The 25,579-nt window shown below is 68.7% G+C and carries 14 protein-coding genes and 1 pseudogene; 10 read left to right on the forward strand and 5 right to left on the reverse strand.

What is annotated here, in order from left to right; genetic code table 11:
- Nucleotides 1-100: 100 nt before the first annotated feature.
- The 6 genes from PUR26_RS18880 (at nucleotide 101) to PUR26_RS18905 (ending at nucleotide 9,274) form a co-directional block, all read left to right on the forward strand.
- Nucleotides 101-1,699, forward strand: a complete 1,599-nt coding sequence (locus tag PUR26_RS18880) for a sugar ABC transporter ATP-binding protein (protein WP_329873578.1) — start codon at nucleotides 101-103, stop codon at nucleotides 1,697-1,699.
- The gene (locus PUR26_RS18885; RefSeq protein ID WP_329873579.1) at nucleotides 1,696-2,727 is read left to right on the forward strand and encodes an ABC transporter permease; all 1,032 of its coding nucleotides are present in this window, start codon (nucleotides 1,696-1,698) and stop codon (nucleotides 2,725-2,727) included. The genes PUR26_RS18880 and PUR26_RS18885 overlap by 4 nt, the downstream gene beginning before the upstream one ends.
- A gap of 631 nt (nucleotides 2,728-3,358) precedes the next feature.
- Nucleotides 3,359-4,186 carry a DeoR/GlpR family DNA-binding transcription regulator gene (locus PUR26_RS18890; RefSeq protein ID WP_329873849.1) on the forward strand — a complete coding sequence of 276 codons (828 nt, stop codon included), beginning with the start codon at nucleotides 3,359-3,361 and terminating at the stop codon, nucleotides 4,184-4,186.
- A 676-nt stretch (nucleotides 4,187-4,862) separates the two neighbouring features.
- Nucleotides 4,863-6,197 carry a dienelactone hydrolase family protein gene (locus PUR26_RS18895; RefSeq protein WP_329873580.1) on the forward strand — a complete coding sequence of 445 codons (1,335 nt, stop codon included), beginning with the start codon at nucleotides 4,863-4,865 and terminating at the stop codon, nucleotides 6,195-6,197.
- 574 nt (nucleotides 6,198-6,771) lie between these two features.
- On the forward strand, nucleotides 6,772-8,043 hold the full coding sequence (locus tag PUR26_RS18900) for an MFS transporter (protein WP_329873581.1): 1,272 nt from the start codon (nucleotides 6,772-6,774) through the stop codon (nucleotides 8,041-8,043).
- 196 nt (nucleotides 8,044-8,239) lie between these two features.
- Entirely contained in the window at nucleotides 8,240-9,274 is a 1,035-nt protein-coding gene (locus PUR26_RS18905; RefSeq protein ID WP_329873582.1) for an alpha/beta hydrolase, read from the forward strand.
- Between the two features lie 216 nt (nucleotides 9,275-9,490).
- Here the strand turns inward: PUR26_RS18905 and PUR26_RS18910 are convergent, their stop codons facing one another.
- The 3 genes from PUR26_RS18910 to PUR26_RS18920 form a co-directional block, all read right to left on the reverse strand.
- On the reverse strand, nucleotides 9,491-12,340 hold the full coding sequence (locus tag PUR26_RS18910) for a glycosyl hydrolase family 95 catalytic domain-containing protein (protein ID WP_329873583.1): 2,850 nt from the start codon (nucleotides 12,338-12,340) through the stop codon (nucleotides 9,491-9,493).
- 658 nt (nucleotides 12,341-12,998) lie between these two features.
- Nucleotides 12,999-13,181 (reverse strand): RICIN domain-containing protein, encoded by a 183-nt coding sequence (locus PUR26_RS18915; RefSeq protein ID WP_329873584.1) that lies wholly within the window; start codon nucleotides 13,179-13,181, stop codon nucleotides 12,999-13,001.
- A gap of 754 nt (nucleotides 13,182-13,935) precedes the next feature.
- A complete protein-coding gene (locus tag PUR26_RS18920; protein ID WP_329873585.1) occupies nucleotides 13,936-14,823 on the reverse strand; it encodes a S1 family peptidase in 888 nt (295 codons plus the stop codon).
- Between the two features lie 784 nt (nucleotides 14,824-15,607).
- Here PUR26_RS18920 and PUR26_RS18925 point away from each other — a divergent pair.
- Complete coding sequence (locus PUR26_RS18925) at nucleotides 15,608-16,036, forward strand: VOC family protein (protein WP_329873586.1); 429 nt, start codon at nucleotides 15,608-15,610, stop codon at nucleotides 16,034-16,036.
- A 16-nt stretch (nucleotides 16,037-16,052) separates the two neighbouring features.
- Here PUR26_RS18925 and PUR26_RS18930 read toward each other — a convergent pair.
- Both PUR26_RS18930 and PUR26_RS18935 read right to left on the reverse strand, forming a co-directional pair.
- Nucleotides 16,053-16,377 (reverse strand): annotated as a pseudogene (locus tag PUR26_RS18930) (transposase); the annotation flags it as partial.
- Between the two features lie 1,059 nt (nucleotides 16,378-17,436).
- The gene (locus tag PUR26_RS18935; protein ID WP_329873587.1) at nucleotides 17,437-18,516 is read right to left on the reverse strand and encodes a S1 family peptidase; all 1,080 of its coding nucleotides are present in this window, start codon (nucleotides 18,514-18,516) and stop codon (nucleotides 17,437-17,439) included.
- A 1,420-nt stretch (nucleotides 18,517-19,936) separates the two neighbouring features.
- Between PUR26_RS18935 and PUR26_RS18940 the strand changes: the two genes are divergently transcribed.
- The 3 genes from PUR26_RS18940 (at nucleotide 19,937) to PUR26_RS34705 (ending at nucleotide 25,532) form a co-directional block, all read left to right on the forward strand.
- Nucleotides 19,937-24,637 (forward strand): ricin-type beta-trefoil lectin domain protein, encoded by a 4,701-nt coding sequence (locus PUR26_RS18940; protein WP_443077118.1) that lies wholly within the window; start codon nucleotides 19,937-19,939, stop codon nucleotides 24,635-24,637.
- 12 nt (nucleotides 24,638-24,649) lie between these two features.
- On the forward strand, nucleotides 24,650-25,291 hold the full coding sequence (locus PUR26_RS18945) for a hypothetical protein (protein ID WP_329873589.1): 642 nt from the start codon (nucleotides 24,650-24,652) through the stop codon (nucleotides 25,289-25,291).
- Nucleotides 25,292-25,370: 79 nt separating this feature from the next.
- Nucleotides 25,371-25,532 (forward strand): transposase, encoded by a 162-nt coding sequence (locus PUR26_RS34705; RefSeq protein ID WP_443077107.1) that lies wholly within the window; start codon nucleotides 25,371-25,373, stop codon nucleotides 25,530-25,532.
- Nucleotides 25,533-25,579 lie beyond the last annotated feature (47 nt).

A 25,579-nucleotide genomic window follows, 5' to 3' on the forward strand; every position in this document is an offset into this window, starting at 1 on the left:
GCGGGCGCGGCTGCCGCGTCGGCGCCGCTCCCGCCCCGACCACCGCCGGCCAGTAGTGCCGCTGATCCGGCACACGTTTCCCCAGCCTGTGAGGCCCCCCATGACCACAGCCGGTACAGAGCCGCCAGCCTCCGCTGCTTCTGTCCATCGTTCCGGCGCAGAGATCTCCGTCGAGAACATCACCAAGCGCTTCGGTGCCGTACAGGCACTCAGCGGTGTCACCCTCGCCTTTCCCCCCGGCCAGGTGACAGCCCTCATGGGCGAGAACGGCGCGGGCAAGTCCACGCTGCTGAAGATCCTCACCGGTGACCACCAGCCCACGGAGGGGAGCATCGTGTGGGAGGGACGCCCACTGACCCTGTCCTCTCCGCACGAGGCCCGCAAGGCCGGGATCCGCATCATCCCGCAGGAACCCGAGATCATCCCGCACGTCTCCGTCGCCGAGAACGTCTACGCCGGTTCCCTGCCCAGGAAGGCCGGCCGCCGCCTCGACCGTGCCGAGCTGCGGCGCCGTATCACCACCGACCTGGCCCGGCTCGGCTTCGAGAAGGTCATCCACCCCGACCAGCTCGGGTCCGAACTCACTCCCGCACAACGCCAGTTGGTGGAGATCCTGCGCGCCCTCACCGGCGACGCGAAGGTGATCGCCTTCGATGAGCCCACTTCTTCGTTGTCCGAGAACGAGGCAGAGGCGTTGTTCGCCCTGATCGACCGTCTCCGGGCCCAGGGCATCGCCGTCATCTACGTATCCCATCGGATGAAGGAGATCTTCCGTCTCGCCGACCGCATAGCCGTCCTGCGCGACGGCGCGGTCGCCGGCGTGCTCGACGCCGGGCAGACCGACGAGGGCGAAGTCGTCCGCATGATGGTGGGCCGAGACCTGTCCTCCCTGTTCGTACGGCAGGACGTCGCCCGCGACGAGGTCGTCCTGCGACTGGAAGACGTCACCACCGACGACGTGTCCGGCGTCAACCTGCACATCCGGGCCGGAGAGGTCGTCGCACTCGCCGGTCTGATGGGAGCCGGACGGTCCGAGCTGGCGCTCGCCCTCGCCGGAGACAAGCCGATCCGATCAGGCCGGATACTCATGAACGGCCGGCCCTTGCGGCTGCGCAGTCCCCGGGACGCGATCCGCGCCAGCATCGGCCTCGCCCCCGAGGAGCGCAAGGCACAGGCGTTGTTCCTGCACCGCTCGATCCGGGACAACACCTCACTGGTGAGCCTGGAGCGCCTGCGCCGCTGGCGCTTCGTCCAGAGCCGTCAGGAGAAGGAGGTGGCTCAGCAGTTCTCCGACCGGCTGCGGGTCCGCACGCCCTCGATCGAGCACGAAGTGCGCAAACTGTCGGGCGGCAACCAGCAGAAGGTCGTCCTCGCCCGCTGGCTGCTGCGCAAGCCCAAGGTCCTGATCCTCGACGAACCCACCCGCGGCATCGACATCGGTGCCAAGGCGGAGATCTACCGCATCATCGCCGACCTCGCCGGCGAGGGGGTCGCCCTGCTGGTGATCTCCTCCGAACTGCCGGAGGTCCTCGGCCTCGCCGACCGGATCGCCGTGATGCAGAACGGTCACATCACGGGCGAACTCACCCGCGCGGAAGCCACCGAGGAAGCCATTCTCGCCCTTGCCATGGCCGACGACCTCGCCCCCGTCGCATCCGACCGACCGCACACTGACTCCGCCGATGGAGACGCTCGATGACCACCACCCAGACGCCGACGACGACCGAAAGCATCCCTGCCCCGGAGCAGAGATCAGGACGGGCCCTCCTCTCCACGCTCGGCGGTCAAAACCTCAGCCTGATCGGCGCTCTCGTCCTGGTGCTGGCGCTGTTCGGCGCGCTCAACGACAACTACCTCAGCCTCGCCAACATCCAGGTCATCGGCGAGGCCGTGACGATCACGGGCCTGCTCGCGATCGTCCAGACGGTGGTCATCATCTGCGGCGGCCTCGACATCTCGGTCGGCTCCCAGGCCGGCCTGGCCTCCGTCGTCAGCGCCATGGCCTTCACCTCCACCGGCTCCAACCCCTACCTCGGCATCGCCGCGGCGGTAGGCATCGGAATCCTGGTCGGTGTCGTCAACGGCATCGTCATCGTCTACGGACGCGTCAACCCCACCATCGCGACACTCGCCGGCCTGGCGGCCTACAAGGGCGTGGCCCAGCTCGTCTCCGACGGCCGCGCACAGGGCTACGTCCTCAACGACCCGCTCTTCGTGTTCCTCGGTCGCGGAAAGATCGCCGGCATACCGGTGATGATCTGGATCCTGGTCGTCGTCGCCCTCGCGGTGCACATCATGCTCAAGTACACCGACCTGGGCCGCAACATCTACGCGATCGGCGGCAACGACACCGCCGCCAGGCTCGCCGGCATCAACATCAACAAGTACCTGGTGGCCGTCTACGCCCTCATCGGTGTCGTCGCCGCCATCGCCGGCATCCTCCTGACCGCCCGCACCGGGTCGGGACAGCCCGTCTCCGGCAGCGAGGGTCTGGAGCTCAAGGCCATCACCGCCGCCGCCCTCGGAGGCTGTGCCCTCAAGGGCGGTAAGGGCGGCATCGGCGGCACGCTCCTCGCGGTGGCCCTGCTCGGTGCCCTGGAGAACGGCCTCACGGTCGAAGGCATCAACACCTTCTGGCAGAACGTCGCCCAGGGCGCCCTCCTCGTCGCGGCCGTCGTCATCCAGCAACGCCGAAGCGGCGAACGCGCCGTCGGTCTGCCCCACTGACACACACCGCCGAGGCGATACCGCCACAAGCCGGTACGAGGTCCGTCCCGCAAGGGGCGGACCTCGCCGGATGTGCCGATGCCGCCCCTGCCCCGGTACACGGACACCCCGCCGCGGGTGGCGGTGTGAGCGCCGGGGAGCGGCCGTCGCGCCGACATCGACAGGCACCACCCTTCGGAGGCGGATGCGTGCGAGAACCCCGACACGGACCGGCTGCGGGTGCTGGGAGCGACGGGCGGTTCGAGGCCCTCCGGGAGACATGGCCGCGGCAGGGGGCTGTGCGCGAGCGGCGAGCTGTGGGCGGTGCGCCTCATGGGACCCCAGCGGCCGCACAGGGGGATGCGAGCCGCCACAGGAACCGGAGCGGGCACCGCCGGGCGGAGAAAGGCGTCCTGGTGCGGCTCTGGGTCTCCGTGGGGGATTCACCTCCCTCGCGCCCGACTTCAGTTCCGGATTCTTCTGAATCACCTATCCGATTGCCCGCCGAAGCAGGCGCAATGGCACAAAAAGAGCCCGAGATGAACTGGTTCGGGTGCAAGGAGGCGGTATCCGGATACTGTTTGAGCGTGATGGATGCCGTGTACAATTTTTCTCGGCCTGGAATTCGCTCAGAGATCATCGGGTGGGAAGTGTGACAGGGTCGACACCGCTGGCGCCGCAGCGGAGGGAGCTGATCCTCGACATCGTGCGCCGCGAGGGCGCGGTTCGCGTGGCCGCCCTCGTGGAGCAGCTCGGGGTCTCCGACATGACCATCCGTCGTGATCTGGACGTGCTGGCCAGGGCCGGATCCGTCGAGAAGGTGCATGGCGGTGCGGTGAGGACATCAGCGACCACGGCCGACGAGCCCGGGTTCGAAACGAAGTCCACCCTTGAGTCGATGGCGAAGGCGGCGGTCGCCGAAGCGGCGGCCGAGCTTGTGAAGCCCGGCAGTGTCGTGGCGATCTCCGGGGGGACGACGACGTTCGCCGTGGCGCACAGGCTCAAGGAGATTCCGGGTCTGACGGTGGTGACCAATTCCCTGCCCGTCGCGGAGCTGTTGCGGCCGTCCGGGGCGGGGACCGGACCTGCCGGCCCGACCGTGCTGGTGACGGGCGGCGCGCCCACGAAGTCGGCGTCTCTCGTCGGGCCGTTGGCGGATCAGGCGATCCGCGCACTGCAGGTCGATCTGCTGATCGTCGGCGCTCACGGTGTGTCCGAACGCGCAGGCGTGACAACCCCGAATCTCGCGGAGGCCGAGACCAACCGCGCCATGATCGCCGCCGCCACGCAGTTGGCTGTGGTGGCCGACCACAGCAAGTGGGGCATCGTCGGCCTCAGCCGGTTCGCCAGCCTGTCCGAGATCGACTATTTCGTGTCCGACGACGGCCTCGGCACGCAGGCGCGCACCGTCCTGGGTGAGCAAGTGGGCCACCTGATCCTGGCGGACACCCCGGACACGCCGGACACGCCGGGGGCCTGAGCGCGTGATGGCGGCCGTCCCCGCGTCGCCCCCTCGCGCGCGCACGGACACGCTGCGGCTCCGGAGTACCGTCCGTCCGTGCGCTCATGGGATCACAGCCCATTGGCCCGTCCATCGGCGCGCACTCTGGATCAACGGGGTTCCGTCAGCTCCTTCTCCAGGGCGATCCAGCGTTCGGCCACCGCTCGGACCGATGGATACCGCTTCAGCAACTCCACATCCCAGAGGGGCATGTCAGTGGTGGTGCTGATCGCGCGGACCGGGAGCCCGGCCGACAGGGGCAAGGCGCGGGGATGGCATTCGTTAGACATCGAGCCTCCAGTCGCTCGGGGCGTGCGTCCGGCTCCCGTGAGATACGGATGGGCGGCCGCCCCGCCCCGGGCGGCGACGCGGAACGGAGCAGCGGCTGCCCGACGGTGTGCGAGCGCCGTGGGCACACAGCATGCACTCAAAACCGGCCACTGGGTAGAGGCGTGGCTGAAGATGTGGTGCCAGGATCACTCCGTATCCCGGTCTGAGTTCGCCGTCCACCGAGTGTGTCGTCATCACCAGGACAGGCGGTCCGGTGGGTGCAGCAGACAGGTGTGGACGGCAACCATCGCCGAAGAGAACAGAGACGCTCACATATCTACAGCGATGGCTGAACCTCGTTGCCCGAATCCGCATCATGCCTGGCGTGACAAGAACAAGAACCGTATACATGGGGGCCGTCGCCGCAGCCACGTCCCTGTTCATGGCGGGTGCCTCGGCCTGTGCCGCTTCCGACGCGGGAATCACGGCGGCCACTCCCGCCACCGCTCGCCCCTCCTCCGAGGCGGAGTACCTGCCGAAGCCCCAGCCGGACAGGTCGAGGACGTCGAGGACAGGGCAGCCCGCCCATACGAAGGCGCAGCCGGTCGCACCGGCCCCGCCGATGCTCGTCCAGTACCAGCTGCCTCCCGGTGTCGTCCAGAACAGCTCCGACGACGCAGGGCTCGGGCCTTCCCAGGCGCACGGTGTGCTGGGCATACCCCAGGGCAAGGGAGCCCGTCCGGTCGTCGTCGTCATGCACGGCAGCCACCCCACCTGCGTGGAACCGGGCGCCGAGGACAACGGCGTGGCAGCCCGGCCGGTGAAGACGACCTGGCCGCTGGTCTGCGCCGACGCCAAGAAGCCGGTGCAGGGTGTCGGCCCGGACTACCTGCGCCACGACGCCGGTCTGTCCCACCTCGTGCAGGCCCTGGCCCGCAAAGGGTTCGTCGCCGTCTCCATCGATGTGACGGGTGCCGAGGCGTGGTGGGGCGGTGAGGCGACCGATCCCGCGAGGGCGTACACCCAACTGGTCGACGCGCACCTGAAACTGCTCGCCGACCTCGGCCGAGGCAACAACCGCGGACTGGCCATCGACGGCGCCAAAGGCCGGATCGACACCTCCCGGGTCGGCCTGGTGGGTCACAGCCGTGGAGGTGGATACGTCCTGGAGCACTCGGCCCGACGCCCTGGGCTCTTCGCTGCCGTATCGATCCAGCCCGGCTCGGACACCGCGGCCCGCCACACAGTACCCGTACTGAACATCCGCGGTGCCTGCGACGAGGACACCGGGCCCGAAGCCGGACTGGCCGGTGTGAAAGCCCTGGCCAAGTCCCGCTCCACCATGGTGGCCGCCGACGTGCTGCTCGCCGGCACCGGCCACGCCATGCTCAACACCAACCTCGACCCGGCCAAGGACAACGGCGGCTGCAGTGCCTCCAAAGTCACCGAACCCGCCACGGCACGCGACCAGGTCGCCCAGCTGACCGCCGACTTCATGGACCAGGCACTGCGCAAAACCACCGCCTACCGGCTCCCCGCCCTGAAGGGCCCCACTCCCACCGGCGGCAATCTCCGTACCAGCGGACCTCGGCTCACCTTCTCCCCGGCCGCACGGCACACCTACACCGACCCCCTCACCATCCGGGAGGTCACCACACGGCAGCGCCTCCTGCCCCCCATTCCCGCCAACCTCACGGTCAGGAAAGGCGAGGAGTACTGAGGCCCCGCCCGGTCACTGCCGTCTGCGGAACTCACTGATCGTCACCACCGCCTCACGGCCCCCGGTGAGCTCACCGTCTGCCGCAGTCCAGGCCCGGTGAGGGACCACGGAGACCGCGACGGCACGGCGGGTACATCATCGTGGCGACCACACCCTCGTGCGGGCGGACCAGCAGTCAGCCGGCGCCCGCGACGCGCCGTCGCCATGACTCCGCCGAGAAGTCCTCTCCGCCGTGCCCGGCCGTCATGGCGTGGCACGGCGGGCAGACCGCACCCGTCCAGCGGGTGCCGCCCTCGCTCCACGGGGAACAGCTCCGGGGCGCCCACCGGATCGCCGTCCGGCGGTCAGGCTCGACGGCCTCATCGCTGCCCCTGCCGGGACGCACCGGACCGCGGCAGACGACGGCACTCGACTCGGCCGCCGAGTGGAAGCAGCGCCCCCCGCGGCGGCATCGCGCGCCCGGGTCACGAAAACCAGTGACCAGCCGTGGGGGCCGCACCCCCGCCTGCGCCTTCCGCACCCACTCGCCAGCGGTGGAGCACCACCATGCCTCCCCCTGTCTGAGGAGCTCTCATTGCCCCTGAACACCTGTCCGGCGGCCCCCGCACCGCGCAACCCCTACGGCACGGTGCTGTGCGCCCCGCACGTCGCCCGCCTCCTCGGCGGCACCCTGGTCGGCCGCCTACCCAACGGCATGGCACCCGTCGCGATCCTGCTCTGGACGACCGCGAACGGCGGCGGCCTCGCATTCGGCGGAGTGCTCAGCGCCCTGTACGCGCTGGCCTCGGCGCTGTCACAACCCGTCAAGGGACGCCTGCTCGACCGGTACGGTCACCCAGCCGTCCACACGCCCGCCGCCGTGCTCAACTCGGCGCTTCTCCTCGCTCTTCCCCTCGCAGGCCCGCACGGCGGGCCGGCGCTGGCCACGGTCGTCACCGTTGCCGCGGGCGCGTCCGCGCCGGCTCTCGAAACCGGGTTGCGATCCCTGTGGCCCAGCGTGGTCCCCGACCCGCGCCTCCGGCACGCCGCGCTCTCCCTCGACACCGGCACCCAGGGCCTGCTGTACATCGCCGGTCCGCTGCTCGTCGCCGTGCTCGCCTCCGTACACAGCCCCTCGCTCGCACTCGTGGCCGCCGCCGTCCTCGGTCTGTCCGGCAGTGCCGTCGTCGTCTCCGCACCGCCGTCCCGAAGGCGGCGGCCCGCCGCCCCCGCCGGTGGCAGTTCCGGGCGGCTGGCCGGCTCGGGACTTGTGCTGCTGTTCGTCTCGCTCTCCGGTGTCGGGTTCGCGATCGGGGCGTTGTCCGTGTGGTCGGTCGCCATGGCCGACCACAACGGGACGGGCATGCTGGCCGGGTCGCTGCCCGCCGCGTTCTTCGCCGGCAGCCTCCTCGGCGGACTGCTCTACGGGCGTCGCACCTGGCCCGGCACCGCCGTCGGACAACTCCGGGCAGGGGCAGCCCTCTTTCTCGCCGGATGGCTCCCACTCCTCGCTCTGACCAGCTCCTACGCGGCTACCGTCGCGGTGGCCGTGCCGGGCGCTTTCCTCACGGTGGTGATGGCAAGCGCCTCCGTGAGCATCGACAACCTCACGCCCGCCGGCCGTAACAGCGAGGGGTACGCCTGGCTGCTCCTGTCGATCGGCGCCGGGCAGGCGGTCGGCACCGCGCTCGCCGGCCGCCTTGTCGACCGACTGTACGTCGGCGCCGCCCTGCCCGCTCTCGGCGCGTCCTTCACGCTCCTGACCCTGCTTCTCGCTCATCCCGCCTTTGCCCGGGCCGGAAGTCCCGACCGACGTGGCCGACACCGTCGCACGCGCTCGGGCCAGCACAGGCGCATCACGGCATAGGACATGTTCAGTGCCGGAGAGCCGATCGACCGGATACGAGTGGAACCCGTAGGGCCGGTTCGCTCATCCGAGTGGGCAAACCGATCACCTGTCCCACCATCACAGCCGGAGCAGCGCGATGACGAAGAAACACACGACCCCCGTCCATCGGTCCCGAGGCCATCTCCGGGTGTCCCGCGCCAAACGGTGGTTCAGCGTGGTGGTGTACATCACCGGGCTCGGACTGATCGCCTGGCCGGTGATGACCTACTACGAGGTGCCTCCGTTCACCGACGAGGGGGATCCGGTCAGCTTCGAGAGGCCCGAAGGCACGGGTGGCGCCCCGGGCCGGAAGCCTGCCGATACCGGCACCCTGATGCCCACGGGCCCGAGGGCCGAGTTCAGGAACGTCAAGACGCTCCGCGACGGCTCACAGGTCGGTGTTGTCACGCTCGACGGAGCGAAGTCAGGGTTCAAGGGCAAGGTGTGGGTGTGGGCACCCAAACAGTACAAGGAAGATCCGAAGCTCGCCGCGAGTGGCTTCCCGGTCATGATCGCCCTGCCCGGCGGGGCCGGGTACAACACCAATTACTGGTCGGTGGGCGAGTTCGGCGATCGCAAGGTCTCGCTGCAGGAGAGTGTCTCGAAGTGGTACGAGCAGGGCAGGAGCAAGCCGTTCCTGTTGGCCATGCCGGTCCTCAACCCGGGCCCGGACGATGAGGGAATCTATTGGGACGGCAGTGATATCCCCGATCAGCCGAAGATGGGGACGTGGCTGACCGAGGACGTGCCGAACCTGATCCGGGCCAACTTCCGGACGATCAAATCCCGTGATGGCTGGTGTTACATGGGGTCTTCCACGGGCGGGTTCGCAAGCCTCAAGACGGTACTCAAGCACCCCGACAAGTTCAAGACCGCCATTGCCAACGGCCCGGACATCGTGCCCGATTCGCCCTTGTGGCGCGGCCACGAGAAGGAGAAGGCGCAGAACAACCCCCAAGTGCTGGCCAAGCAGCTGATGACCGCCAAGGGCCCGGACATCTACATCGCCTTCCAGGTCGGTACAGAGGAGAACAAGGCGACCATCGGCGGCGTCAAGAAGTTCATGGCCACGTACGGCAAGGGGCCGGTGCACACCAAGCTCTGGGAGATACCGGGCGGCACGCACAGCGGTGCCTCGTATCTGTCCCCCATGGAGGGGCCCATGGAGTGGATCAGTGGGCACATGGCGGGCCCAACCCCTTCGTCCTGATCAGGCCCGGGTCTTCCGGCCGGCCGGTGAGCTGTCCGAAAGACCCCTAACCCGCAAGGCAGGGGGCGCGACGACTGTCCAGCCGGCCTCGGCCCGTCGCCAGTTCCTGACTGGCGTCGGGGGGCCCTTTCCGGACCAGTGAGTGGTCCTCCCCGCCGAAGGCCATGCATGCGCCGTCGCGCCGGTGACAAAGCGCAGGCCGCTCGGCTTGCCGACTCATCCGCTGACGCGGCGCCACTGCTGCTGGGCGCTGTCGTCGGCGGTTTGCTGTTCGAGTGTGGCGCCGTCGGAGGTCGACCGGTCGGTGATGCCGAGGACCTTGCCGCTGCGGGCAGAGGTGAGGGTGACGTGTCCGTCACCGGTGTCGGTCACCCGCCAGCGCTGGTTGTCCGCGTAGGTAGGGTTCCACTGGACGATTGTCGCGCCGTCGGCGGTGCCGCCGCCGCTGACGTCCCAGGACAGGCCACGGGTGGTGCGGATCGCGTGGAGGCCGCCTCCCACGGGGACGAAGCGGAACCGCTGGCTGGTCGCTTCGCTCGGCGTGTGCTGGATGAGTTCGGTGCCCGGGCCGGCGGAGTCTCCGGGGACGTCGACGGCCTTTCCGCTGTGGCGGTTGATCAGCTGGAACACGGTGTGCTGGGCGGGCGGTGTGACGGTGACGGACCCGCCGGAGGGAATGGTGACGGTCTTGCTCCAGTCGCCGAAGACGACGGTGGCCGACCGGCCGGCCGTGCCGCGGAGCGTGGCGCTCGTGACCTGTCCGGACGACCAGCCGAGGTCGACGGTGAGACCGCCTCGTACGCCGACGCCGGTGACCGAGCCGGACGCGGCCCACGCGTCGGGCAGGGCGGGCAGGAGCTCGACGCGTCCGGGGCGGGACTGGACCAGCATGTCGAGCATCGCCACGGGCGTGCCGTAGTTGGCGTCGATCTGGAAGACCGACCTGCCGCCGAGGCTGTACATGTCGAAGAGGTTGACGGCGGAGCCGTTGCTGAAACCGACGGAGGGCTTCAGCACGTTCATGACGCATTGGTACGCCTTGTCGGCGTCCTTGAGGTGGGCCCAGCAGATGGCGCGCCATGCGGTGGCCCAGCCGAAGCTTTCCGTCCCACGTGCGTCGAGGAGCTTGGCTGCCCCGGCGACGAGGGCGGCGGGGGAGTCCTGGAGGTTGATGCGGTCGCCGGGGAACAGGCCCATGTGGGCGGAGAGGTGGCGGTGGGTGGTCTCGCCGAGGTCGCCATCGCTCATCCACTCCTCCAGCCAGCCGCTGGTGGCGCTGACCTCGGGCAGGTGGAGCTTGCTCTGGAGACCGGCGACGGTGGAGGCGTAGGAGGCGTCCTTGCCGAGTGTCGCCGCGGCGGACCGGTAGTTCTTGAACAGCTGCCAGACCAGCTCCTGGGCGTAAGTGATGCCCCGGGCGTTGTCGGGACCGTGTTCCGGGGACCAGTCGTGGTCGTCGATCAGGACCTGGCGGGGGGCGCCGGTCACGGGGTCGGTGACGGTCGTCGTGATCAGCCGTGCCTGCCAGAACTGGCAGGCGCCCTTGAGCAGCGGGTAGATCTTGGCGAGATGGGTGGTGTCCTGGGTGTACTCGTAGTGCTCGTACAGCGAGTTGCACACCCAGGCGTTGCCGGCCGGGTGCCACCACCAGCCGTTGCCGCCCCACACGTTCGCGGAGATGGCCACGGTCCAGCCCGCCACCTTGCCGGAGGTGTTGCGGAACCGGTTGCGGGAGTCCTGGAAGAGCTTCACCGTCCTGGCCTGCCAGCCGGGCAGCTGCGCGACACAGTAGTCGGTGAACGCGTCGAAGCACTCCGAAAGGCCCGCCCGGTCGGGTAGCCAATAGTTCATCTGGACGTTGATGTCGGTGTGGTAGTCGCTCATCCACTCGGGAGTGTTGCTGTCGATCCACAGCCCCTGCAGATTCGTCGGAAGGCTGTCCCGGGACCCGGTGATCGCCAGGTAGCGGCCGAACTGCAGGTAGGCGGCCTCCAGCTCCGGGTCGGGCGCGGAACCGGGCACGGCACGCGCCGCCAACCGCGCAGGGGTGTCCAGCGCCCGCTGCGCGGCCGTCGAGGATCCCAGGTTCACCGACATCCGCTGCTGCAGCCGCTGGAAGTCCGCGACGTGCGTGGCAAGCAGCGCCGTGCCGCTCACCGCCTCCGCGGCCGTCGCCCTGCCACGGGCCACGATCAGCGGCACCAGCGCGGTGTCCTTGTAGGCGACGGAGGAGTCGGCCTTGTAGTTGGTGCCGCCGGACAGGATCAGCACGACCTCGGTGCAGCCGGTGAACGTGACCTTCGTGCCCGTCGCCGAGACGCTGCCGCCCGTACCAACCGCCTTGACCAGGGTCGCGTACTTCAGCGTGTTTGGCAGCGCCGCCGCGAACGACACCTCGGCCCCGGCTGCGTTCGACGTCACCGTCTCGCCCCGTGTTCCGGTGAGCGTCAGCGACCCCGTGTAGGAGCCGCCGCCGCTCTGCGAGAGGCGCACGACGATCACGTCGTCGGGGTGGCTGGAGAACACCTCGCGCCGGTACGTCACGCCGCCCAGCTGGTAGGAGGCGGTGACCAGGCCGTTGCTCATGTCAAGGGAGCGGCGGTAGCCGCTGATCGCCGAACCGGTGTGGGCCGGGATCTCCAGGTATGCCTTGGCCAGCATGCCGAAGGAACCGAAGTCGTCCGCGCCGAAGGGGAACTGTCCGTCGGACTGGAGCTCGGCGTTGGCGTGCCCCGTCCACAGGGCCGCGTCCGCGAGGACGAGCGCGTCCCGGGACGGGTCGCCGCACACCAGCGCGCCGAGCCGCCCATTGCCGACGGGCAGACCCTCCTCCATGATCACGCTTTCCCGGCCCGGCGAGGGGTACCAGAGGGTGACGGTCTCGTTCTCCGGCACCAGGGACAGCGTGCTCGGCCGCGTCAACGCGGCCGCAGGCGCAGTGAACTCGGGCAGCGACGACAGGGCGAACAGCGCCCCGAAGGCGGCGGCTGCTCTCAGGACTCCACGGCGGGAAACCCCGGGCTCGCCGCTTGCGGCAGGTGGCTGGGGGGCGGGGCCGGACATCATGGCGCTGCTCCTTCGTTCGACAGGATGCGGAGTCGCGGGCAGACCGCTTCGAGGACGACGGCCGGGTGACGCACAGCGCTGCGCCCGCGTGAGCGGGCCGGGGCGCCTTCGGCCAGCGGCACTGGAAGCAGCGCGGCTCTGTCGGGCTTGCGGCGCAAGGGCAGGTGCCTCTAGCCGTCGCCTTACGGGTGTGCGGACCTTAAGGGGGCTGCCGGGAGGGCGTGGTGCAGCGAGGCCGACGACCGGGGGCCCGGCGAAGGCAACGGGGCAGAAGGCCCGGTGCTGACGCCACGGTCGAATCGATGCACCGCACTTGTTTGCGTGAACATGTGCTTCGCTGAGAGTCTCGGAGCCCCGGTCGAACCTGTCAAGCATCCGGGCAGAACCACCGAACCCGGAGGGGGCGTTCCCCGTGTACGACGGCTCCCCGTACCTGGTCACCGTCTTCGTTCCGGCGGCTCCGCACCTCCCGGGCAGTGGGGCGGCCCGGTGAACCGGCCGGTCGGCGTCCACGACAGTCGTCCTGCCGTCACTCAGGTGGAAGCCGGAAGGCCGTCTGCATCAGCACCATCGCCGCGAGGGCTTTCCGGCGCAGCGCGGCTCCGGACGGCCGAGGCGCCCCTGAAGCGGAGAAGGGACGGTCAATCCGCGAGGGGAGTCAGTCGATCGTCCAGCGCTGCAACGCTGATCCGGAGTCTGCCTCTTGGGCCACCATGGCACCGTCGGCGGTTGACGCGGCGGTGAGTGCGAGATCGCTGCTGGCCGAGGTGATGGTGTGTTCGCCGTCGTCGAGGGGAGTGGCCTTCCGGCGCTGGCCGGCCTCGCCGCTGCGGGGTCGCACACGAGCGATCGCGTGCGGTGGTCGGTGAGAGGGGTCGCGTGTTGGTCGGTCTCGACGCACCTGCGCATGGCCACAGGGCCACTGGCGATGGCCTTTTGCCGGGCACCTTTATGAACTCGCTGGCCATCGGGTCGGCGATGATCGCGGCTATGGTCTTGCGGTCCTTCCCGGCCTGGTCCGGTGCCGCCTGGGCAGGTGCGGTCGGAGCAGACGGGTTGGCGAGGCGGAGACCTCCGCGTCGGCGGCGAACGCCGGCGAGGTGATGAGCACGGCCGGCGCAGCGCAGCGGTGGTGAGCACTGCGGTGATCCGGGACAACAACTTCACAGGCAAAACCCCTGGAAAGTTCGCAACTTACCTGTGTGGGACGTGGAAACCTGGATGGACTCCGGGCCTCGGCCCGGTAAGCCAACCGCAAGAAAGGCCCAACTCTTCAGCGGGAAAAGGATCGTTCAAAAGGCGAATGCCGGCAGATCGAAGGATCAGGGGAAAGCGGGAGGCGACCTTCACGCCTCCGGCCGTATCGGTGGCGGTGTGCGCGCTTGACGGCGTTGAAGCCTTCGGGCTTGCTTGAGCCGTGATGCCTTGAAACAGGTCCGGTTCTGAGGGGGCCGGGTCACGGCGACGTGACCCGGCTACCCGACCAGTGGCTCGGCCTGGCCGGCGGTAGCCGGCCGCGTCGCGGGGCGACCGCGCCCAGAGGGCAGTCCGGGCGCGGTCGCGTCATGAGGCCGTGCCGCGCGGACGGACCCGGATCAGCGGTTGATCAGCTTCTTGAGGCGCTTGCGCTCGGGGTCCTCGGCGAAGGTGCCCCAGAGCTCGGCGGAGCTGGTGGAGGCGTAGACGCCAGGGGCGCCCTGCTCGGCGCAGCCCTCGCCGTGGGAGACGATGCCGATCTGGTACGTGCGGCCGGAGACCTGGCGGAAGAGCGGGCCCCCGCTGTCGCCCTGGCAGGAGTCCTTGCCCTCGACTCCGGCGCAGACGTTGACGGCGTTGTCGTAGTCGGGGTAGGTGGCCTTGCACTCGGCGTGCGAGAGCAGCGGCACCTGGACGCCACGGAGGCGGTCCGGGTAGGTGGTGATCTCGGTGTTGGTGTTGCCCCAGCCGATGACCGTGGCCTTATGGCCCGGGCGCAGGAGGGCGTCGGTGCCGGCGGTGGGCATCTTGACGGGGGCTATGTTCGTGATCGGCTTGGCCAGTTCGAGCAGGGCCAGGTCGAAGCTCTCGTCGCCCTTGAGATAGCGGGGGTGGGCGTAGACACCTGCGATGTCGCGGAGCTGGCCCTGCTTCTTGTTCGACAGGACGGTACGGCCGACGGCGACCTCAAGTCCCTTGGCGTCGGTGTCGGCCACGCAGTGGGCGGCGGTGAGCACGACGGTGGGGGCGATCAGACTGCCGCCGCAGAACTGGCGGTCCTTGGCGCTGCCGGAGCCCTTGGAGAGCAGGGCCGCCATCCAGGGGTAGGCGTTGTCGGGCTGCTCGACGCCTCCGATGATGTGGCTGCTCGGGTTGTCCTTCCCGGTCGGGGCCGCGTGGGCGGTGGCCGCGGTCGCGGCTAAGGCGAGGAGCGCCAGGGAGGCACTCGCCGTCAGGCCGGCGGACCCGAGGCGACGGGTGCCGTCGCGGAGTGGAGACATTCTCATGGGGGGTGATCTCACTTTCTGGAAATGAATGCCAAAGGCCCTCGCCCTGGAGGACGTTGCACTTCGGCGCATGCCGTCAAGTCAGACGAGTGAATGCGTCCCGGGGTTCACTCTGCCCCCGGAAATCTCAGGGAGGCACACCAAGAGGACTTTCCGCAGGGCGTGTTGGCCGCAATATGGGTGTATCGGCCGATGAGCGTGATGACGCAGATCAGGACGATCCAGGAGCTGAGGCCGGTGTGCCGGCCGCGTTGCTTTCCCCCACCACATCACGTACCCGCGCGTGAGGCGGCCCGCCTGCGCTTCCGGACGGCGGATACGCCCGCGGCGGCTCGTCTTTGCCGCGGCCCTTGCTCCCGTAGCGGTCACGGACCGGATCCGGATCGGCCGGGTCCGGGCAGGCCCCGGACCCGGCCCGAGCGTGTCGTCGACATTGCTGGCTTCGGCCCAGTCCGCGACCAGGGCGGCACCGCTTGGTGGTCAGGTGCGGCGAGTAGTTGTCGCAGAGATCTCGTCCATCTCCTGGCGGAGAAACGGACTGGGCACAGCCCGAACCGAGGCACGCTAAGGGCTGTCCCGTGATGATGCCGGCATGAGGGTAGTTGGTCAGGACTGAGTCCTGGGGACCACCGGTGGGCTCCGCCGCCGGGGTCGTGGCGTTCTCGTGGACTGTCCGGTTTGATCACTTGGTGTCCAACGCGGCCGAGGACCCGGCGGGGTCGCGGGCGGATCCCCCTGGGGAAATGACCGGTAGAGTCTCAAGCCCCCTTGGTACGGTGCACCGATGTCAGCGATCAAGAAGTTCCAAGTCACCTTTGACTGCGCAGAACCTGAGCGTCTCGCTCGATTCTGGTGCGAGGTGTTGGGGTACGTCGTACCGCCGCCACCAGAGGGGTTTGCCACGTGGGATGATTTCAAGCGTTCGCAGCCACCTGAGCAGCGGGATTCATGGTTCGCCTGCATAGATCCCTCAGGTGTGGGCCCGCGACTGTACTTCCAGCGCGTCCCTGAAGGGAAGGCCGTCAAGAACCGGGTGCATCTTGATGTGCGGGTCGGCACCGGACTCGTGGGGGAAGAGCGCCTCGCCGTACTTGAGGCCGAACGCGCGCGACTGGTCCCGCTCGGCGCAGTACACGTGCGAACGCTGTATGACGGCAATGATTCATGCATCCCGATGCTGGACATCGAGGGCAACGAGTTCTGTATCGACTGAGCACATGGGGCGGGAGTCATCCCGTGAGGGCGAGGTTGTGCAGGCGGGCGATGCCGAGCATGGCGGTGTGAACGCCGTCCCCCTTTAGGCGGCAGTCGCGAAGGATCTTCCAGGACTTCATCCGCGCGAAGACGTGCTCGGCACGGGCCCGGACCTTGTGATGGGAGGAGTTGCGCTCCCCCCTTTCACGCTGGCAGTTCGGCCTGGCCGCGTTCACGGCGGTGTGGGATGAGCAGGCCGGTACCTCGGTAACCGCCGTCCGCGATGACCGTGGCCCGGCCTACGGCGGCCTTCGCACCGTCCCACGTCTCGCAATCATTGCGGAAGCCCGTGACCGGCCGACGGCGACGGCGACGACGATGCGGCTGGGGCGGCGCCCCTGGAAACGGCTTGCATACTTGTCATGCCCGGGAGGATGCGATTTCGGCCAGCGAGGTTAAGCCGCCGATGTAGATATGCGCGCAACTCCGTTTCCATGGACCGCTGTCGCCGTTCGTACTCGTTCGGTTCGCTGGTTGTCGCCCTCCCGGTCTCCGCAGCTTCGACAGGATCGGCCTGTCGCGAGCCCGCGTCTGATGTCGCGACCGGCAGGTGAAGAGAGCCAGGATTCGCCGACTCGGGTCGGTGATGCCGTGCGGAAGTGGCCGACCGGTTGAGCAGCAGGTCCCGCGGCGGCGACCGCACGTTGCCGCTGATCAGGCCGGCCCCCGCAGCCGCCGGGCCAGAATGCGTACGCGCCCGGGCTGTGGTTCTCCGCCGCCAACACAACAGCCTGGATCGCAACCCTCCAGCAGACCACCACACCCTCAGCCGCCATCACGCACCAGCTCGTCAGTGATCGATTCAGAATGAGGGGCGGAGTCTTCCCGGGGAAGTGCGGATGGGTTGGTGCAGGGCAAGGTGAAGGTCGGCTCCCGTCGCGTAGCGGATCCGGAGCCGCTTGACTGGTGCCATGCGCGAGGCCCAGCGGATCCTGCCCAGGCGGAAGCCGTTGGTTGTGCTCTTGCGCGCGATTCTCGGAGTGAGGCGGCGGGGCCGGAGAAGGTGGCGGTACCCCTCATAGTCGTCGTTGCGACCCGCGGTCCGGCGAACAGTCGGCCCGGCCGACGCTTCGGCCACCCGTGTGTCCCGCGGATGCGGAGCTCCGCAAGGGCGGCCGACGGCATGGCGATTCCCGCCGGTCCACCGTGGCCAACGATGCTGCTCGGCGAGGGCCACCACCAGAGCGAGGAGGCGCGGTGACGGCTGGACGTGGAAAGACCGCCGCCTCGTAGGAGGCGGCGGTCAGCCTGTGTTCCGTGCCTAGGACCAGCCGTTTGATGCCGAGGGGAGTCGCCCTCAGGGCCGGAGCACCTGCGCGGTGCACGGGTGGCGCCGGCACCGGGGGAGCGGTGAGCGTCTCAGCCGATGCTGGCGCCGTACGCGGAGAGCGCGTCCGTCACGGGTGTGAAGAACGTCCGACCGCCGAGAGAGCAGTTGCCGCTGCCGCCGGAGGTCAGACCCAGTGCGTCGGATCCGGCGAACATGGCACCGCCACTGTCGCCCCGCTCGGCACATACATCGGTCTGGATCAAACCGTGCACGGTGCCCTCGGCGTAGGTGACCGAGACGTCGAGCGCCAGGACCGAACCGTCGTGCACCCGGGTGGTGGAGCCGCTGCGCTGTACCTTCTCGCCGACGACCGCTTCACGTGCGGCGGTGATCTGTTGCGTGCTGCCGTTGTAGAGGTTGACTTCGCTCGGATGCGGCACGTCGGCCGTGTACCTCACCAGTGCGTGGTCGCCTTGACCGGGGAAGGTCCAGGTCTCGGCCGTGCCCACCGCGGCGGCGCCGTCCGCGTCGGACCAACTGGTCCCGGCGATCGCGGCGCAGTGGCCGGCGGTCAGGAAGTAGGGCCGGCCGTCCTTGACCACGTTGAAGCCCAGCGAGCAGCGCCCTCGCGGGCTGTAGATCGCGTCCCCTCCGGACAGCAGGGGCTGGAACGAGCCTGCGGTCCGGTGCAGTACAGCCTTGCCGTTCTGGGCCGCCACCTGCCGTTCAAGACTTTTGAGTGCCGCTCCCGTGACCGTGCGGTCGGCGGTGACCACGACCTGGTTGCTGATCGGGTCGATACCGCGCGACGTACCGGGCGCGGCGGTGGCGTCCAAGTCTTTCTTGACGGAGTTCAGTTGCGCCTGACTGTGCTTGACGAGCCTGGCCTCGGCACCGGCCTTTTCGACCCGTTCCGCTGCGGCAAGGTCCACGACGTTCACCACGAGCTTCTTTGCCGCGGCGTCGTAGTAGGCGCCGGCCGTGGCGCCCTTGATGCTGGATGTCAGGTTGCCTGCAAGGTCGCTTGCCGCAGCGGAGGTCAGGAGGCCCTTGGTGCCCGAGGATTGTGCGGCGGTGGCGTTCGCCGCGGTGAGCGATCCGAAGACGAGTGCGGCCACTCCTGCCATGGCTGCGATGTGTCGATAGGCGTAGGTGTGTTGGCGCTTCATTCAGTACCTCCGTGGAAGACCGCTTGGTCCATCGTGGGACTGGGCTCGAAGGGAATGTTGCGTGCATGACAATCCAGAGGTGTGCTGTCGCACCCCTTGGATCGATGGCTCTGCCGAGTATGGCCCTGCCGTGTTAACGCAAACAAGAGCCCCTGGGCCGTGCTCCGCCAACGAGGGTGGCGAGATGGCGGAAAGGCGCCCTGCGGTGTGCCTCGCCTGTGCCGGGTTCGCGCCGCAGTGGCGTCGATGGCGTTCTGACGGCGGTGAAGGCAGGTGCATCGCCGGCCTGTCCGGCGTTTATTTCACCCGGAAGTGTGGCCTCCGTCATGTTGGAAAGCGTTCATTGATGGTGAACTTTGTCTAGAGCGACAGGCGAGGCCGTTCCCTGACCAGGACCTGAGACGGTGCGCTTGAGCTAGCAATCGTTCCGGGGGGAACACATGTACATGGACAAGACGTCACTCGGCGCAGTAGGGCGCCGCGCAGCAGTGGGGCGGCAGATGTCGCCACCGTCGCTGCCTCCGCCACCACATCTGCCCAAGGCGCACCTGTGCCAGCCGCCGAGACACTGCCTCCGGGCTCCGCTGAGCGGGCCTCCGCGCTGATCGGGAAGTACAGCGGAACCGGGAAGATCGTGCAGAGCACGCCAGCAGGCGGCCGGGCTCTCCGGGCCGTCACCCGTGCGAAGAGATCCGGCGCACCGTAACGGCTCCCGCCACAGCTCCCGGAACGGTCAAGTCGATGGGGTCTGCCGGCAGCTCCATCGGCATCGGCCTGCCGAGCTCCTTCAGCGTGAGTGGTGCGAGGACGGGATGGACCGTTCGCCTCAAGCTTCGTGATGGTGCCCGCTCTCCGAGGCCGCCCGGAGACCGCAACCCGTATGCGGTCATGCCCCTCCTTGGTGGCGGCCGCGCGTGGCAGGGCTGTATCGGTCGGCCGCGCGATCGCCGCGCTCAGGTGATGTGGCCACTCCTCCATGGCGCGCACTCGCTCGGCTGCCCGCGGGGACAGGGCCGTCGTGGGGGAGACGGACCGCCATGCCGCAGTACCAGTTCACGGTGAGGGCCGTCTCGGTCGACGCCGACTGCTGTTGTTCCCGTGCCGGGGCTGCGGGCTGACCGGCGCGCGTCACCACCACGTCATCGGGCGGCTCGTCCGTCTTTCACTTTCGCCACGGCTGTTCTCTTTGAAGGATGCTGCTTTGCGCCCTGGACCCGGGTTGTTCAGACCCAGATCACTACCATCTGCCCGTTTCATCTCTGTCGTCACCTCTGTCGCCGCTCTGTCCGTCTTCGGTGGTCCGGCTGTGCAACCCGACGTCCTCGGCCGGCTCTCCGGACAGCAGGCCGCTCTGGCGGGTGGCTCCAAAGACTGGTTCGAGGTCACGGCCGCGGAGGAGCTGCGGCAGGACCAGTGCCTGATGGCCGACGTGCTGCGCCTGGGCGGGCCGTCCATGGCCGCCGTCGCGCAGGACGGCCTCAATCAGCCGCAGGACAAGCTGCGCGTACTGGCCAACCGGCAGCACTGGCAGGGCACTCCGCTCGCGCAGGCGTACAGATCGGACAGGGAAGCGTCGTCCAAGGAGATGGGCAGCCTCAACGCCCTGCGGAACACGTGGAAGAGGCCGCTCGAGGGGCTGGCGAGGCCGCCCATAGCGAACTTCCATGAACCTCCGGGCGGGACGGGGGATGGCAGGGGCACGTTCTATGAGCAGACCGGTCTGTCGAAGTGGGTTTCCGACCGGTTCTGGAAGAACGACAGCGACTTCTACAAGGATCCCACCCCCAAGGCCGATGAGCAGACGGTGAAGGCCGTCAAGGATCTCGGGACTCCGCTGTATGGCAAGGACCCCGATCCCAACCTGCCTGAGTGGGACCGTCAGCTCGCCGAGCGCGACGGGTTCGAGTATCTGACGAACCGGTCAATGGAGCCCACGGGTGCGGACAACGCCCGTATCTTCCTGGCCTCCGGAGGCTTCCCCCGCACCGCTCCGCAGCCGGGGTCGGCGGAGTACCGCGTCGCGGTCGAGGACCTGAAGACCCGGTTCGCGTCGTGCGCATGGCGCGACCCGATGGACCCGAACAAGGTCTTGGGCGACATCTCCTCCACCGCAGCGGCGGAGTGGCAGCGGGAGATCACCTCCCAGCAGGCGCAGCGCAACCAGCTCCTGACCGCCAACAGGGACGCCGACAAGTCCCTGGCCGCGGGCGCGAAGACGCTGGGGGACCTGCTGGGGCACTCCTGGGTCGCCGACCATTTGTCCCGCTGGCAGGACTACTGGTCCCCTGGCGGTGTGGGCTGGATCGGTGACAGCTACGTGACGATCGAGGTGCCGGGCGCGAAGGGCATGTGCCTGGATGTCCAGAGCGGTGGCAAGACCAACGGCACGCCGGTCCAGGTCTACACCTGCAACGGCACCTCTCCGCAGCAGTGGCTGGTCGAGGGCACGGAAGACGATCTCCACCTGCGTAGCGCCAGCTCGCAGAAGTGCCTGGATGTGGCCGGGAACGCGGTGGCGAACGGCACCAAGGTCCAGATTTTCGACTGCTACAAGTCCAAGGGGCAGTCGTGGAAGGGCGATGTGCGCGCGGCCTCGCCTCTGGAGAGCCTCTCCACGGGCAAGTGCCTGGACCTGAGCGCGTTCACCAAGAGGACGCACGCGCGGCTGTGGGACTGCAAGGACGCCAGTGCGCAGAAGTTCCTGATCAAGCCGTCCGGTCACAAGGGCACGGGCAGCCTGTCCTACCCGCAGAAGGCACAGTTCGACAAGGCGAAGAAGGGCATCACCGACACCCAGGCGGCGGCCAAGAAGCAGCTGGCCGTGCTCAGGGGCCACTTGGAGAGTGCCAAGGAGGCGGCCGTTTCTTCTGATGCCGCTGAGCAGGCGGCGTACGTTATCGCGGATGTCGCGGGGGCGCCGCGAGGTCGTGGTCTTCTGGTCGGTCAGCAGAAGGCTCAGGTCACCAAGGGTGCCGTCGCCGCGCTGACAGCGATGGTGAAAGCCGGTGAGACCGCTGAGGCCGCCACCAGGGCCTCCGCGGGTGACAGTGAGACGATCGCACAGCGTGCGCTGGCCCAGGCCGCCCAGGTCAAGGCTGAATTCCGCAAGGAAGCCGCGCGCACGGCCGAGTCGCAGGCGAAGGCAGCGGCGGATGCGGCCAAGGTGCATCGGGACAACGCCAAGAAGGACAAGGAGACCGCGGAGGCCAAGTTCGCCGTCGCCCTGAAGGCGGAAGCGAACGCGAAGGCGGCCGCCGCCGACGCGCATGCCAAGCGGCTCGCGGCCGAGGCCGAGGAGAAGACGGCCAAGGCGGAGAAGGACACTGCCGCCGCCAAGCGGGCCGAGACCGACCAGCACAAGCAGAGCGCGCAGGCCGAGGCGGCGAACGCGAAGACCGCCAAGGAGAAGGCCGACGCCGCCGAAGCGACCGCGATCGCGCGCAAGGACGACGCGGTCAAGGCCCGCGACAGAGCGCGTGATCTGCGGGACGACGCCTGGGACGCCGAGCAGAAGGCCGACGCCTCCCGCGCCAAGGCGGACGCGAAGGAGGCGTACGCCGAGGCTCATGAGTCCGACAGCAACGCCCAGGGATCTCGGGCGGCGGCGGACGCGGCCGACGAGCACGCTGATGATGCCGAAGCGGCCGCCGGCCGGGCCCGGTCGGCGGCCGACGCCGCCACCGAGGCAGCAGCGGAAGCGGACGCCGCGGCCACCCGCGCCGAGGCGGCCGCCAAGCGGTCCCGCGCGAACGCGGACGACGCCCAAGCCGCCAAGCTGAAGGCCGACGCCGCCGTCGCGACCGCGCACAGCGCCGCAGCTGACGCCATCAAGGCGTCCGAGCACGCCGCCTCCGAAGCCGACATGGCCGTCAAGTCGGCCGACGACGCGGAGAAGCTTGCCAAGGCCGCGAAATCGCATGCGGACGAGGCGAACAAGGAGGCCGGGAAGGCCCTCGCGGCTTCGGCGAAGGCCGCAGGCTTCGCCTATGTCACCGCTCAGGCCGCGGTCGATGCGGGGAGCGCCGCCGTCCAGGTCGCCAAGCCCGCCAACGATGCGATTCAGCTCGGCTCCCCGTACGTCACCACTGACGCGGCCGCGAGCCTGGTCGTGCTGACCGGGCAGGCAGCGAAGTCGATCGCCGACCAGCAGAAGGCCGTCGCCGACGCCCACGCCAAGAACGCGCAGGCCGAGGCCACTGCGGCCAAGAACCTCGCCGCCCAGGCACAGGGCGACACGAAGATCGCCTACCAGCACGCGGCGAACGCCGCCGCGCACGCCGCGGATGCCCGCGGCTACTCGAAGGAAGCCCTGGGCTACGCGGCCGACGCCGCCAAGGCCGCCGCGCAGGCATCGGCGTCCCTGGCCCGCACGATCGAGTACGACCGCAAAGCCACCGAAGACGCGGCCGCCGCCGACCAGGCGGCAGGACGCGCCGAGGGCTATGCCAAGCAGGCCCGTGACTCCGCCGACCAGGCCGCCCTCGACGCCCAAGCCGCACGCCAGGCCGCAGCCACCGCCGAGCAGTCCGCCAAGGACGCACGAGCCGCCGCCAACCGCGCCGACGCCGCCGCCACCGAAGCCGAACAGGCTGCCAAGGACGCACTCACATACGCCCAGGAAGCACAGAAGGCGGCAGAGGAAGCGGCACGCAACGCCGCCAACAAGCAGGTTTCTACTGGTGCGGGCACCGGAGTCGGCGGCACGTGGTACGTCGTCGATGAGGACAGCATCGAGATCACCGACGCAAAGCAGCGCGACCCCTGCGGGATCACAGTCGGTTTCGAGGGCTGCACCACCACCTTCACGGTCACCTTCAGCGCGGTGGTCGACTTCTTCCTCTGCACCAACCCCGACGCAACGGCCGGCACCAGCGGCTGCCTCCCGCAGGACACCCTGCTCATCGAGAGCAAGCGCACCCCCGGCCTGAAGAAGGACGTCACCCGGTACTTCTCCAAACTGGAGCTCATCCAGCAGACCCTCACCTACAAGCTCATCAAGGCGGCGCTGGTCCAGGACTTCGTCGACTGCTGGCACGGCAGCGCCGGCGGCTGCGCCTGGGCCGCGAGCAACTTCCTCCCCGGCAAGGCATTCGCTAAAGTCGCCGAGGGCATCAGGGCCCTGGACGCCGCCATGAAGACAGGCGTCGGTGTCGCCGACGCCTTCAAGGCCCTCAAGGCCCTCGACCTGGATCCCGCGACCCTCGCCATGCTCGAACGGTCGGTGAACGCCTATGAGGACGCGTTCACCGCCTGCAAGACGAACAGCTTCCCTGCCGCCACCCAGGTGCTGATGGCGGACGGTTCGCACCGGCCCATCAGCCAGGTGGGTATGGGTGACCTGGTAACGGCGGCCGACCCGGCCTCCGGCAAGCTGCAGGCCCGAATGGTCACCGGCACGTTCCAGCACGAAACCGAGCGCCTGGTGGACCTCACCGTCGCCGGCGGCAACACGCTGACCAGCACCGCGGGTCACAAGTTCTACGTCGTGGACCAAGGCTGGACGCTGGTCTCCGACCTGCGCGTCGGTCACCGGCTGCGCACTCCGGACGGCTCCGTCCGCGCGCTGACGGCCCTCCGTGACCGCTCGGGCGTGGCTCCGCGCACGGTCTACGACCTCACCGTCGACGACCTGCACACCTTCTTCGTGCGCACGAAGGGTCAGCGGCCGGACGACGTGCTCGTCCACAACTGCCTGAACCTCACGCTGCACGAGGGAGACCGGGGTGCCCACACGATCAGGGACCATGTGACCATCAAGCCGCAGGACGCGGTTCAGAAGGCCATCGACGACATGCGAAGGATCCCCGGCCATCCGGGAGTAACGAGCGTCTGGAAGGACCTCGCAACGGCCCAGGCATCTGTGGACGCGGCCTTCGCGAAGTGGTACGCGACTCACAGGAAGGAGCTGGAAGCATGGATGAAGAAGACTCCCAGGGACTCGGAGAGCGCGGCGCACCTCAAGCCGTTCAAGGTCCAGCTGGACAACCCGGGCTCACTCGGGACCATCTACCCTCACACGGGCGTTGCGGATGCTCATCAAGCCGGAAATTGGGTCTCCATCACCCTGAAGAGGTCCCGGCACAAGCCCGGATACATGGTCTACACATCGCACCCGGAGTGAGAGTGACTGGCAATGGACCGTAAGGACATCTGGATCGATTTCGGCTTGAGTGGCCTCACCAAGTGGTACGGCACCTTCGAGTTCGCTCCGCTGCAAATCGTCGTGGATGCCGCGGACTGGGGGGAGGGCGCCTACGCACCTACCCTCCGGGAAGACGCTCTCACGCTGTTGGATTCACCGCTGCCGACCAGGGTGATCGACATCCTGTGGTGTGCGGCCGTGCGCTCCAAGTTCGTCCCGGATGAGCTATGGATGGATGGACGCGACTGGCTCCGCCAGATCGTGGACGTCTGCGAGGAACGCATCCGCCGGGACGACCCGCGATTCGAGGCCCTTCCTCCTGCGCCCGTCTGCGATCCGGAACTGAGGGACGCGGTCCTCGCCGAGGTGCGAGCCTTCGCCCCGGAACTGGAGCACACCACCGCCGACCACCCCTACTACGGGGTGCCGGACGTGGTCCCGTCGCTGGAACGGGTCGTCATCGAGGCCGACCCTGACCTCGGGTTCAGGCTTTTCCTGCGGGTCCTCAAGGCGTACTTGATTCCGGTCAGCAAGTCGAGGTACCTCCGGTACCGCGAGCTGGGCGAGAGGTTCGGCTACAACGAGCTCGTCGTCGATGACGGAAACCTCCAGGTCATGTCCTGTGAAGGCTGACTTCTGAGCACTACCACCGAGGGCGGCATCCCGGTTTTCCATGGGTACCGCCCTCGGCTCTTGGGACAACGGATGTCCCATGGTCACGAAGCGCTACCCGCCGGAGTTCAAGGCGGACGCTGTCGCGTTGTACGAGTCGCGGCCTGGAGCGACGATCAGGTCGGTAGCCGCTGACCTGGAGGGCAACCTGCGGACGCCGCGGAACTGGGTCGGGCGGCCAGAGCGGGTCGGCTCCAGGTGACGCCGGGCAGATGCGCCGACGGAGCCGCCCACCCGGGTGATATGCGC

It is taken from the genome of Streptomyces sp. SP18CS02 (genome assembly GCF_036322365.1).
Taxonomy (GTDB): domain Bacteria; phylum Actinomycetota; class Actinomycetes; order Streptomycetales; family Streptomycetaceae; genus Streptomyces.